The organism is Aeromonas sp. TW 6 (assembly GCF_013168745.1).
Lineage (GTDB): Bacteria > Pseudomonadota > Gammaproteobacteria > Enterobacterales > Aeromonadaceae > Aeromonas > Aeromonas caviae.
The window spans coordinates 1-12,467 of the sequence record NZ_JABERS010000031.1 but is presented as its reverse complement, the minus strand read 5'-3'; the positions used below and the strand labels follow the sequence as shown (position 1 = coordinate 12,467).

Here is a 12,467-nt window from a genome sequence, read left to right as displayed (position 1 = left end):
CTGCAATAAATGAGACTCGCTCCCCCGAAGGAGGAGCGAGTCCGGGGCACATCCGAAGACGCAGCCGGATTACATCCAGCCACGTTCCTTGTAGTAACGCACAGCGCCTTCATGCAGCGGAGCGGAGAGACCCACCTTGATCATGTCGGCTTCCTTCAGATCCGCGAAGGCCGGGTGCAGGCGCTTGAAACGGTCCAGGTTGTCGAACACGGACTTGACCAGCTGGTAGACCACTTCCGGGTCGGCCTTGGCGCTGGTGGAGAGCACCGCCTTGCCACCGATGGACGGGGTCGGGTTCGGGCTGCCCTTGTAGAGACCACCCGGGATCTCGGCCTTGCTGTAGTAGCTCTTCTCGGCCAGCAGCTTGTCGATCTCGGGGCCGGTGACCGGTACCAGCACGGTGTCCGTGGTGGTGGAGGCTTCCTGGATGGCGCCGTTCGGGTGGCCGACGAAGTAGCTCATGGCGTCGATGTTGTTGTCACCCAGGGCAGAGGCCTGCTCGGCGGGTTTCAGTTCGGAGACCAGGCTGAAGGCGGATTTGTCCCAGCCCTTCACGGTCATGATCTCTTCGAAGGTGTCACGCTGACCGGAACCCGGGTTGCCGATGTTGACGCGCTTGCCCTTCAGGTCGTCGAAGCTGGCTACCTTGGCGTCCTTGCGGGCCAGGATGGTGAACACTTCGCTCTGCAGGGAGAAGACGGCGCGGATGTCATCCATCGGACCTTCGGCCTTGAACGGCTCGACGCCCTTCATCGCCTTGTACTGGTGGTCGGACTGCATGATGCCGAAGTTGAATTCGCCGGAGCGGATGCCGTTGACGTTGGCAACACCACCGCCACTGGCCGGGGCGTTGCACTTGATCTGGTGATCGGCGGCGCCGCGGTTGAGGAAGCGGCAGATGGACTGGCCCGCCACGTAGTAGACGCCGGTCTGACCGCCGGTGCCTATGGTCACGAAGCGCTCCTGCGCTTGCACCGGACCACCAAACGACACACCGACCAGAGCCGCCGACAAGGCGCACGCCAAGGATAATCCTTTCATGTTCTTCATCCTTTTCATTGATTTATTTCACCCGTTTCCCGGGAGAATATGAGACAGACCCGCACCAATACTGGGTTCGCCTATACGACCTCGTACGAGGAAATGGTCGAGCAGCACGCGCCCTTCCAGAAGCCACCATCATCCTGCAGTGAGATAATCAGCGTCATGCCGATCGGAGGTGATCTGACCAGAAACGGGTCAGTTCAAAAGCATTAACGCCCCGATTAAGCACATAACACCAACATAAATCAAACAAAACAGCAAAATGGCGGATTTAAATAGCGAGAAGTTTGAAGCGGATCATTAATTTCTCAAGGGCAGATTAATTACATGAACTATCAAAGGGAAGCAATAAAAAGCACGCCCAGATTCTTTCGCAACCCTTGACTGGCAAGGATTAGAAACCTGGTCCGTTATATTGCGAAGTGCTTACTGAACAGCATAAACACGACGTTAATGACGCTTTTGTCGCCAAGATGCAAAAACCCCGATCCGGGGCTGCCGGAACGGGGTTTGGTAACAAGCTGATTTCATTTGGGCCCGGCCATCACGCCTTGCTGCCGGCCAGCTCCAGAATGAAGGCGAACTCCAGGGCGATGTCCTCATAGGCCTTGAAACGGCCCGACTTGCCGCCATGACCGGCCTCCATGTCGGTGCTGAGCAGCAACTGGTTGTCGTCCGTCTTCAGCTCACGCAGCTTGGCCACCCACTTGGCCGGCTCCCAGTACTGCACCTGGGAGTCGTGCAGCCCCGTGCTCACCAGCAGATTCGGGTAGGCCTGGGCCTTGACCTGATCGTAGGGGCTGTAGGCCTTCATGTAGTCGTAGTAGCGCTTCTGGTTCGGGTTACCCCACTCGTCATACTCCCCTGTGGTGAGGGGAATGGACTCGTCCAGCATGGTGGTGACCACGTCGACGAAGGGCACCTGGGCCACCACGCCGCGATAGAGCTGGGGCGCCTGGTTGATGACGGCCCCCATCAGCAGGCCGCCGGCGCTGCCTCCCATGGCATAGACCTGATCCCTGGCGCCGTAGCCTTGCGCCACCAACGCCTCGGTCACGTCGATGAAGTCGTTGAAGGTGTTCTGCTTCTTGAGCAGCTTGCCCTCTTCATACCAGGTGCGGCCCAGCTCCTCGCCACCCCGGATATGGGCGATGGCGTAGACGAAGCCCCGGTCCAGCAGGCTCAGGCGTGAGCTGCTGAAGTCCGGGTCCATGCTGGCGCCGTAGGAGCCATAGCCGTAGACCAGCAGGGGATTGGTGCCTGCACCACCCCCTGCCTTCTTGAACTTGTCCTTGCGATAGACCAGCGACACCGGCACGGCCACGCCGTCACGGGCGGTGATCCAGAGCCGCTCGCTGGCATATTGCGCAGGCACGAAGCCCGCCACCGGCTGCTGCTTGAGCAGAGTCCGCTTGCCGCTGTCCATGTCGAGCTCATAGGTGGAGGACGGCGTGGTCATGGAGGAGTAGCCATAGCGCAGGGCGCTGGTGTCCGGCTCCGGGTTGTAGGCAAGCCAGGTGACATAGGCGGGATCGTCGAAGGCGATCTCCTTCTGTTCGCCGCTCTGCCAGTTGACCTGACGCAACCGGGTCAACCCCTGGCTGCGCTCCTCCAGCACCAGCCAGTCCCTGAACAGGGCATAGCTCTCCAGCAGCACGTCCGGATTGGGGGCGATCACCGCCTTCCAGCGATCCACCGGGCTCTCCTTGGTCTCATAGAGGCCGAAGTTCTTGCCGTCCTTGTTGGAGCGCACATAGAAGCGACCGCGGTAGTGATCCAGGCTGTATTCGTGATCCACCTGACGGGGCAGGAACAGGCGTGGCGTCTGGCCCGGCACATTGGCATCAATGAGGCGCGCCTCGCTGGTGGTGGTGCTGGAGAGGGAGATGACGATGAAATCTTCCGAGGTGGTGGCGTAGAGGCTCACATAGAAGGAGTCGTCCTTCTCCTCGTAGACCAGGGTATCCTTCGCGGGATCCGTGCCCAGCTCGTGGCGATAGACCTGGTAGGGCAGCAGGGTCTTGGGGTGCTTGCGCACATAGAAGACCGTCTTGCTGTCGTTGGCCCACACCAGGTTGCCGGAGGTGTTCTCGAGGGTGTCGGCGGCCCAGGCGCCGCTCTCCAGATCGAGGAACTGGATCCTGTATTGACGGCGGGAGAGATAATCTTCCGCCACCGCCAGCCAGCGGTTGTTGCGGCTCACCTCGAGCGCCCCCAGGGCATAGAACTCGTGGCCTTCGGCGCGCTGGTTGCCATCCAGCAGCAGGGCGGGCGCCCCGTCCCCTTCCACCTTGCTGCGGGAGTAGATGGCGTACTCCTTGCCCGGCTCGTAACGGGTCTGATAGCGGTAGCCGTTCTTCACGTAGGGGACAGACTCGTCCTGCTGGGGAATACGGGCCACCATCTCCTTGTAGAGCTGCTCGCGCAGCGGCTTGATCGGTGCGAGCATGGCCTCGGTGTAGGCATTCTCGGCCTTGAGATAGTCCAGCACCTCGGGCTTCTGCCGCTCGTCGTCACGCAGCCAGTAGTAGTTGTCGACGCGCGTGTCCCCGTGTTTTTTCAGGGTATGGGGGTGCTTGGCAGCCACCGGGGGGACAATGACAGGCTGGGTGGAAGTATCACTTGTAGGCATGGCGGACTCTTCGTTGGCATGGGAACAGGGCGCAGCAAGCAGGCAAGCCAGCAGCAACCCCCGGGAAAAGGTGAACATGTCGCATCCTTTGCGCTGTCACAGGGCAGCCCCTCCCGCTGGTGCTGCACGCATCCAGACGGCACACCGGCAGGCAGTGGGAAAAGCGTCCCTGAGAAAATAAAAATTGGCGATCAATCTGCCCCTTGTCGCCCGGGGTTGCAAGGGCTCCCCGGACATTCCCCCCCAAATCGACGAAAAAGGGCCGCCATCTCGCGATGGCGGCCCTCCTCCCTGACCGTGGGCGACACGGGTTCGCTCAGGTGTGCCTCACATGATGGAAGTGTGTCTGCTCACGGTCAGCATCCATCAGCCGGGGTAGCTCGACCAGACTTTGGTCGCGCCCTCGTCACTGATGCTCAGCACCTGATAGGGCTGACCTGGAATATCCATGCCCGGCGCACTCTGGGGCATCCCCGGAATGGTCAGACCGCGGATCGCCGGTTTTTCCTTGAGCAGCTTTTGCACGTCGGCAGCAGGCACATGCCCCTCCACCACATAGCCGTTCACCACGCCGGTGTGGCAGGAGGCCAGCTGCGGGGTGATGCCATGCTGCTGCTTGATCGGGTCAAGCTGCTCGGTTTCCACGACCTTGACCTCAAAGCCGTTCTCTTCCATGTGCTTGATCCAGGTCTTGCAGCAACCGCAATACTGGGACTTGTAGACGGTCATCTGCCCGGTTGCCAAAGCAGAAACACTGACGGTACCGGCCAGCACGGCCAATAACAGGGACTTGTACATATCTCACCTCGGTTAAGAAGAAATGCCCGGAAAGGGAAACTCGACTCAGCCGTGGTGACGGGGCGGACGCTCGAGACGCTCCAGGGGCGCCTCCGGCATGAACAGAGAGGGAGAGAGGAATGTCGGCCTGTCGGGCTCAAGCCGGGCAACCGTCAGGCTGTCGCTGGTGAGCACCGTCATGGCGAGCGCCGAGGTGAAGCTGCCGCAGGGCATGGCTTTTTCCAGGGTTCGCTCGCTCTGGCTGCAATGGGGCGTCAGGGTACAGAGATCGGTGGCCGCACGGCTGCCAAACGACATCAGCACCAGCACCAGACTCCACAGGGGGAGCCAGCGGCGGGCGCAAGCGAGTTGGCGACGGGTCAGGACCATGAGACGACTCAATGACGAAAGAGGGCCTATGGTAACCCTTGGCCCAGGGGGAGGGTCAACCCCTCCCCCGTTTGCATCAGGGTTGCTGACGGGTGGCTGCCAGCACGATCTCCCGCACGCAGACGTTGGCCGGCTGGTGCCAGGCGTAGAGCACGGCGTCGGCGATCACCTCGGGTGCAATGACGCCTCCCATCTGATCCTTCCAGTCGTGGTAGCCCGCCTTGATGCGCTCGTCCGTGGTGTGGCTGAGCAGCTCGGTCTCCACCGCGCCCGGAGCGATGGTCACCATCCGCACGCCCACATCGGCCACCTCTTCCCGGATATTCTCGGTCAGGGCGTGGACGGCGAACTTGGTGGCGCAGTAAGCGGCATGGTTCGGGAAGGTCTTGCGACCGGCGATGGAGCTGATGTTGATGATGGTGCCGCTGCGGCGGGCCTTCATGCCGGCCAGTACCGCATGCACGCCATTCAGAACCCCCATCACGTTGATGTTGAGCATCTGCTGCCACTCGGCGGGATCCTGCACGTCGGCCTGCCCCAGCAGCATGACGCCGGCATTGTTGACCAGACATCCCACCGGGCCGAATTGCGCCTCCGCCTGCGCCACGGCGGCCTTCATGGCGGCGGTGTCGGTGACATCGACCCCGATGCAGAGGGTATCGGGCAGGTTCAGCGCCTGCATGGGCTCGACCCGGCGGGCCAGCAACAGCAGCGGATGGCCGGCGGTGGAGAAGGCGCGGGCAATGGCGGCACCGATCCCGGCGGAGGCACCGGTGATCACCACGAGGGACTTGGACATGGAGTTTTCCTTCTGATGCGTTGAAATGGGCGTCAAACAAGGGCTGGCCAGCACGGGACCCAGTCACTATAGTCGCTACATCCATCGGCGATAAATATAGTTTTCCGCTGGTTATCATCTGAATTAACTATGGTATCCCCATGCTGGACCTGAGATTGCTGCGCTTCTTCATCGCCATTTATGAAGAGAAGAACATCACGGCAGCGGCAGCCCGCTGCCACGTGAGCCAACCCTCCCTCTCCGCCGGCCTTCGCCAGCTCGAAGAGAGCCTGGGGGACAGCCTCTTCATCCGGGGCAAGAAGGGGGTGGAAGCGAAGGATCCGGCCCACTATCTCTATCCCCACGCCGTCAAGCTGGTGGAAGAGGCGCGTCGCCTGCCGACTCTGTTTCGCCAGAAGGCGACGCGTGCGAGACTCAACATGGCCATCATGCCCGACCTCAGCCGCCGTCGGCTGGCGGGATTGCTTCGGCGGGTGCAGGGGGTGCTGCCCGAGCTGGATCTCACCCTCTCCGATTACGGCACCCCGGCCGACTGCCGACTGACCCTGGATGCCCTGCGCCGGGAGGACGAGATCTTCCTGCCGCTCTGGGAAGAGGAGTACGTGCTGTGCGTTCCCAGGGGACACCCTCTTGCGGGCAGGGCGCATATCGAGCTGGCTGAGTTGCAACATTATGATTTTATTGAGTGCCCCCCCTGCGAAGCCCATCAGCAAACCATAGGCCTGCTGGCCTGTGACCGGCTCACCCTCAATCTGGTGGCCAAGGCCGAGAGCAAGGGGCTGGTGATGGCGCTGGTGCTGGCCGGGGTGGGTATCAGCTTCCTGCCCGACGGGCTGGTGGAGGACGAAGCGGGCCTGTGCACCCTGCCCGTGAGCGCCCCCCGGATGTTCCGCCGCATCGGCCTCTGCTACCCCGCCCACCAGACCCTGAATCCGGCGCTGCGCGCACTGATCCCGGAACTGGCGGGCCAGGGAGCTTCTTGATAACGTTTCAGCTCACAATCTGTCGCATGTGCCGGCAGCAGACCCTCTTCAGGAATCCCATGAAACGCATTCTGGTCATCTTTTCACACCCGGCGCTGCAGAGTTCCCGGGCCAACAAGCAACTGCTGCATGCCATCGAGGGGCTGGAGGGGATAACCCTGCACGATCTCTGCCAGCGCTATCCGGACATGTTCATCAACGTGAAACGGGAACAGGCCCTGCTGGCGGAGCACGACATCATCGTCTTCCAGCACCCCTTCTACTGGTACTCCTGCCCGGCCATCATGAAAGAGTGGATGGACCTGGTGCTGGAGTACGGCTATGCCTACGGCCCCGAGGCCCACGCCCTCAACGGCAAGCAGTGGCTCAGCGCCATCACCACGGGGGGTGGCCCCGAATCCTACTGCCGCGCCGGCTACAACCAGCGCCCGCTGCTCGACTTCCTGCTCCCCTTCCAGCAGACCGCACAGCTGTGCGGCATGCGCTGGCTGCCCCCTTTCGTGCTGCACTCTTTCCACAAGCTCGAGGATCCCGAGGCGCTGCGCCGCTGCGGCCAGGACTATCGCCAGCTGCTGTGCGCCCTGCGTGACGAGCATCTGACCCCGGCCCAACTGGCCGAGAGCCCCTATCTGCGCGATCTGCTGGGGGCACTCCCATGACACACACTCGATCCGGGCGCAGGCCCGGCCAGCCCTCACCGGCATTCATCATGTTAAGGAGGAGCCGCTGATGGGACATGGATTGCTGTTTGATGCCCTGATCTACCTCTCGGCGGCGGTGATCGCCGTCCCGCTGGCCAAGCGGTGGGGGCTGGGCTCCGTCCTTGGCTACCTGCTGGCGGGGATCATCATAGGTCCCTTCCTGCTTGGTCTGGTGGGCGAGCAGAAAGACGTGATGCACTTCGCCGAGTTCGGGGTGGTGCTGATGCTGTTTCTGGTCGGTCTGGAGCTGCGCCCGGCCCTGTTGTGGCAACTGAAAGGGCCCATCCTCGGCACCGGTGGTCTGCAGGTGCTGCTCACCAGTGTCGCCCTGACCGGGGTGGGTTATCTTTTGGGTCTGCCCTGGCAGCAGGGGCTCGCCATCGGTCTCATTCTTGCGCTCTCCTCCACCGCCATCGTGCTGCAGAGCCTACAGGAGCGCAAACTGATGCAGAGCGAGAGCGGCCGCTCCGCGTTTGCGGTGTTGCTGTTCCAGGACATCGCCGTCATCCCCATCCTGGCGATCCTGCCGCTGCTGGCCATCGCGCCGGTCGCCAGCAGCGGCAGCTCGGAGCTGGCAGGCTGGCAGCACGGCCTGCTGGTGGTGGCCGCCATCGCCGGCATCGTGCTGGGTGGTCATTACCTGATGCGGCCGGTGTTTCGCGCCATCGCCCAGTCCCACATGCGGGAGATCTTCGTCGCTGCCGCCCTGCTGCTGGTGATCGCCATCGCCGTGCTGATGGAATCCGTCGGCCTCTCCCCCGCCCTCGGCTCCTTCCTCGCCGGCGTGGTGCTGGCGGACAGCGAATACCGCCACGAGCTGGAAGCGGACATAGAGCCGTTCAAGGGGTTGCTGCTCGGCCTCTTCTTCATGTCGGTGGGTGCCGGCATCGACTTCAGCCTCTTTGCCGCCCATCCCCTGTTGATCCCGGCACTGGTGATCGGTCTGATGGTGCTCAAGTGGCTGGTGCTGATGGGGCTCGGCTTTGTCATTCGCCTCTCCCCTAACCAGCGCTGGACCTTCGCCCTGGCCCTGGCCCAAGGCGGGGAGTTCGCCTTCGTGCTGTTCTCGTTCGCCGCCCAGAACAAGGTACTGCCGGGCAGCACCATCTCACTGCTGACTCTGGTCGTCGCCCTCTCCATGGCGCTGACACCGCTGCTGCTTATCCTCAACGATCGGGTGATCCAGCCCTGGTTCGACTACCGCAACCAGAGTGACACCCCCGAACATGAACAGCCCGAGCTGGTGGAACACCCGGTCATCATCGCCGGCTTCGGTCGCTTCGGTCAGATAGTGGGGCGCCTGCTCCACGGCCATGGTATTGGCACCACCATCCTGGAGCAGGATGCCAGCCAGATAGAGATGCTGAGAAAGTACGGCTACCAGGTGTTTTATGGGGATGCCAGCCGACTCGACCTGCTGCACGCGGCCGGCGCCCACAAGGCCAAACTGCTGGTGCTCTCCCTCAATGACCCGGCCACCTCCCTCGAAGTGATCGAGATGGTGAAAAAGCACTTCCCGCACCTCAGAATACTGGCCCGTGCCCAGGACAGACCCCATGCCCACGAGATCCTGCGCCACGGGATAGACAGCGTGCACCGCGAAACCCTGGGGTCGGCCGTGGATCTTGGGGTAGAAGCACTCACCCTCTTGGGATTCAGGGCCAATCAGGCCTGGCGTGCGGGGCAGATGTTCAAGCAGTATGACAACCGGCTGCTGCGGGAACAGGTCAACTACCTGGACGACGAGCACACCTATATCAACAAGAGCCTGCAATACCGCGACATCCTCTCCGACCTGCTGCAAGACGATCAGGAAGGACAGGAGCGTACCCACGCCCATCAATGGAACAGCGGTCTGCCCGACAACAACAAGGAAGCAACATGATTGCCTATTACCCCATGCTCAAACACCTTCACATGACCCTGGCCCTGGTCAGCCTGCTGCTCTTCCTCTACCGCTGGAGCCTGGCGCTGGCGGGCAGCGGGCGGCTGCAACAGAAATGGTTGAAGGTGCTGCCCCACATCAACGACACCTTCCTGCTGCTGTTTGGCGTGCTGCTGGCGGTGACCCTGCAGATGAGCCCTGGCCAGCAGCCCTGGTTGATGGCCAAGCTGATTGCCCTGATGATCTACATCGGCCTGGGCGTCATGGCGCTCAAGCGCCCTGCCCGCGGTCAGAAGCTGGTGGCCGGAGTAGCCGCTCTCGCAGTATTCGGCTACATGGTGGGCGCAGCCATCACCAAATCAGCCTGGTCCTGGCTGGCATAACGACGTGTCGAGGTGGGGGCCCGTCCCCCACCTCCTTCCCACCTCCCCCTCCTTACTGCTTCCATTTCCTTCCTGTCACCCTGGTCGCGAGCATCCTCGCAAGGCTTGTTTTCAATAAAAAAAGGGCTCAAACAACCCCTTTTATCTGTTGTTTTGTTTTATTTATCAATGACTTGCTTCTTCATGTATGAAAATGGCGACAGTTGTCGCAGCAAAACTTGCGACATAGACTGTCGCAGGCCATGGCTAGGATACACTCAACGCTAAACCAGTGAAGGCATGCACCATGAGTAAGAAGCTGTTACGACAACTGACCTTGGCGCGTTGCATCCCGCACCGCCCTTACAAGCTGACCGCCAGCCAACTCCAGGTAAAACTGGAAGAGGAAGGCATTCACGTCAGTCTCCGTACCGTGCAACGGGACCTGGAAGAGATGTCCGGCATGGGACTGTTCGACCTCACCTCCGATGAGCGCAGCAAGCCTCATGGCTGGTGCTTCGAGCGCCATGGTCTCAATGACTTTGCCAACATCATGCCGCTCTCGCTGGCAGTGGCCCTGAAAACCTGGAGCGACCAGGCAAGCCAACTGTTGCCGGCAAGCGTGCTGACCGAATTGAACCCGCTGATCGACAAGGCTGGTCAGGTGATCCGCGACAGCCAGAGCGAACTGGCCGAGCGCTGGCTGGAGAGCGTGCACCAGTCACCTCGCCCCTTCGCTGGCAATCCGGAGATCCGCCGCAGCACTCTGATCCGCGACGCCCTCTGGCGTGGCCGCAAATTCAGCGCCGAGATCCAGCGTGTCATCAAGGAGCGTACTGTCTGGCTCTGCTATGACCGAATCAATCCCCTCGGCATCCTGAACCAGCCCGATGGCCCCATCCTGCTCTGTACCCTCTCCGAGCTGGATCCCAAGGTCTACGGCATTCCGTTCGATCACATCAAGAACGTGGAGTTGACCAACTTCAGCGCGACCCAGCCGAAGGACTTCAATATCCAGAAGCTGATCCGCGACCAGGGTTATCAGGACGTCAGCGGTCCGATCCGCTTCGTCGGGCGCATCGATGCCAACTGCCCGACCCTGATCGATGGACAAATCCCGGGGCATAACCCGCGCATGACCCGTTACGACAAGCGCAGCGTGGTGGTGGAGACCGAAGTGCAGGATACGCCCGAGTTCCGCTCCTGGCTGAACAACATGAGCGGCAACCTGGAGGTGCTTGCACCCGAATCACTGCGCAAGGCCTACCCGACTCCTGGGACAAGGGTCAGCTAAAGAAACCAGCAGACAATACAAAGCCGAGATTTATCTCGGCTTTTGTCTACTTTTAAAGCATAAGTATTCAATTAATTTTGAACTCTTACACCCCTGATTGAAGCAGCTGTACCATCGTTTTCCTACCGATTTCTGCTTGTAAGAGATCTGCCATTCCCCCTGTAAGACCCCTCAGTGTTGAACCGTACGTGAAGCCATCCCGCACTGGGTATACTTTCCATGGAAACTATCTAAACAACTGATAAACATAGATAATATTCCACGCCAGCCCATTTCTGTACCATATGTCACGGAGCTCAATCCGATTGCACACCTTGTTCGAGCCTGCAATTGCCTTAGTATGGGTCTCACAAGGACGAGCTGATTCGGCAGGATGCAGAAACAGCGCATAAACAAGGAATAGCCTGCAGGATGTGGGCAAGGAACACCTCGGGATGGGGTTGATAGCCAGGATGGTTATCACAAGGAGCGACAGGACAACCGCAGGATGCGGTAGTTGGATACCTCGGGATGAGGTTGAGTGGCACGGATTGTCACTCATCAAGGATGAGACACCGCAAGACGCGGTCAGGAACAGCTTCAAGATGAAGCGTGATAGCCAGGATGGTTATCAGTCAGGATGACGCAGGAACACCACGGGATGTGGTAATGGACACCTCCAGGAAGGAGAGGGTGAAGCAATCAGGACAGATTGCCAGGCTAGGAAGGCCACAGGACACCCCAACGGATTGGGAAGGGGAATTTCCAAAGGAAAGGATAGCGTCAAGGATTGCAGGGAGCATGGCAGTTCAGGGAATGGACGAAATGACTTGAGGGGACAGCATCTGCTGTCCCCTTTTCTTTTGTGCACCCCTTGCTCGCCACACAACAGAAAATGGAATCAGCCTGAGCGATCCTGCCTACATCACGCCATCTGCATCACTGATAACCTGTTTGTATACCCACCAGAGGCAGCCACAGTAGCGCTCCTTGCCTTTCCTCCGCCCTCCCTCATCTATACTCAGCGATATCCACTAGGCCCTCAGAGCGCAGCAGATCAGCCGCGGCCAACCAGCCAGAGTGCTCCTGGCGACTGATTCCAGGTAACAATGGCCACTGGCTTCTGCTCCGCCAGGCAGATTGTTGAGTCATCCCTGAACTGTCTATATGTGTGACCACGAATGAAGCGTGGATGCCATTCGGCAAGGCGGAGATGGTCGTGTAGGGAAATGAGGATAACCCGGCCAAGCCACCTGGCACTGAGGATGAGGGATTGGGTAAATGTCAGAAAGCAAAAAGGCCTTCCCGTCAGGGAAGGCCTTCCAATTTAGTGGCGGAGCGGACGGGACTCGAACCCGCGACCCCCGGCGTGACAGGCCGGTATTCTAACCGACTGAACTACCGCTCCGCATTCGGTTAGCTTTCGCTAAATCTTTTGCTGCTTGTTTGTGAGGTGTCATCCTCGCAGCCGGTTATGTGATTCTTCACATCACCGTTTAATTGGGTGCCTGGCAGTGTCCTACTCTCGCATGGCGAATGCCACACTACCATCGGCGCTACAGCGTTTCACTTCTGAGTTCGGCATGGGGTCAGGTGGTTCCACTGCGCTATTGCCGCCAGG

10 protein-coding genes, 1 tRNA gene and 1 rRNA gene are annotated in these 12,467 nt (G+C 60.5%); 5 read left to right on the top strand and 7 right to left on the bottom strand.

Features of this window, described 5'->3' with window-relative positions:
* Positions 1 to 69 precede the first annotated feature (69 nt).
* From HKD46_RS14900 to HKD46_RS14880, 5 genes are all read right to left on the bottom strand, one after another.
* The gene (locus HKD46_RS14900) at positions 70 to 1,041 is read right to left on the bottom strand and encodes a TAXI family TRAP transporter solute-binding subunit (protein ID WP_029313514.1); all 972 of its coding nucleotides are present in this window, start codon (positions 1,039 to 1,041) and stop codon (positions 70 to 72) included.
* 547 nt (positions 1,042 to 1,588) lie between these two features.
* Complete coding sequence (locus tag HKD46_RS14895) at positions 1,589 to 3,754, bottom strand: S9 family peptidase (protein WP_171865604.1); 2,166 nt, start codon at positions 3,752 to 3,754, stop codon at positions 1,589 to 1,591.
* Positions 3,755 to 4,042: 288 nt separating this feature from the next.
* The gene (locus HKD46_RS14890; RefSeq protein WP_049637322.1) at positions 4,043 to 4,474 is read right to left on the bottom strand and encodes a DUF411 domain-containing protein; all 432 of its coding nucleotides are present in this window, start codon (positions 4,472 to 4,474) and stop codon (positions 4,043 to 4,045) included.
* Positions 4,475 to 4,519: 45 nt separating this feature from the next.
* Positions 4,520 to 4,843, bottom strand: coding sequence for a hypothetical protein (locus HKD46_RS14885; RefSeq protein WP_052814930.1), 324 nt, complete (start codon positions 4,841 to 4,843; stop codon positions 4,520 to 4,522).
* Between the two features lie 76 nt (positions 4,844 to 4,919).
* The gene (locus HKD46_RS14880) at positions 4,920 to 5,642 is read right to left on the bottom strand and encodes an SDR family oxidoreductase (protein WP_052814931.1); all 723 of its coding nucleotides are present in this window, start codon (positions 5,640 to 5,642) and stop codon (positions 4,920 to 4,922) included.
* Between the two features lie 140 nt (positions 5,643 to 5,782).
* Here HKD46_RS14880 and HKD46_RS14875 point away from each other — a divergent pair, with 140 nt between their 5' ends.
* The 5 genes from HKD46_RS14875 to HKD46_RS14855 all read left to right on the top strand — a co-directional run bounded on the left by HKD46_RS14875 (position 5,783) and on the right by HKD46_RS14855 (position 10,867).
* A complete protein-coding gene (locus tag HKD46_RS14875; protein WP_171865603.1) occupies positions 5,783 to 6,625 on the top strand; it encodes a LysR family transcriptional regulator in 843 nt (280 codons plus the stop codon).
* 59 nt (positions 6,626 to 6,684) lie between these two features.
* The gene (locus HKD46_RS14870) at positions 6,685 to 7,284 is read left to right on the top strand and encodes an NAD(P)H-dependent oxidoreductase (protein ID WP_171865602.1); all 600 of its coding nucleotides are present in this window, start codon (positions 6,685 to 6,687) and stop codon (positions 7,282 to 7,284) included.
* Positions 7,285 to 7,354: 70 nt separating this feature from the next.
* Positions 7,355 to 9,211, top strand: a complete 1,857-nt coding sequence (locus tag HKD46_RS14865) for a monovalent cation:proton antiporter-2 (CPA2) family protein (RefSeq protein WP_103858882.1) — start codon at positions 7,355 to 7,357, stop codon at positions 9,209 to 9,211.
* Positions 9,208 to 9,594 carry a SirB2 family protein gene (locus HKD46_RS14860; protein WP_042864580.1) on the top strand — a complete coding sequence of 129 codons (387 nt, stop codon included), beginning with the start codon at positions 9,208 to 9,210 and terminating at the stop codon, positions 9,592 to 9,594. The genes HKD46_RS14865 and HKD46_RS14860 overlap by 4 nt, the downstream gene beginning before the upstream one ends.
* Positions 9,595 to 9,880: 286 nt before the next feature.
* Positions 9,881 to 10,867, top strand: coding sequence for a YafY family protein (locus HKD46_RS14855; protein ID WP_029313511.1), 987 nt, complete (start codon positions 9,881 to 9,883; stop codon positions 10,865 to 10,867).
* A gap of 1,310 nt (positions 10,868 to 12,177) precedes the next feature.
* Here the strand turns inward: HKD46_RS14855 and HKD46_RS14850 are convergent.
* Positions 12,178 to 12,254: transfer RNA gene (locus tag HKD46_RS14850), tRNA-Asp, on the bottom strand.
* A gap of 98 nt (positions 12,255 to 12,352) precedes the next feature.
* A 5S ribosomal RNA gene (rrf, locus tag HKD46_RS14845) occupies positions 12,353 to 12,467 on the bottom strand.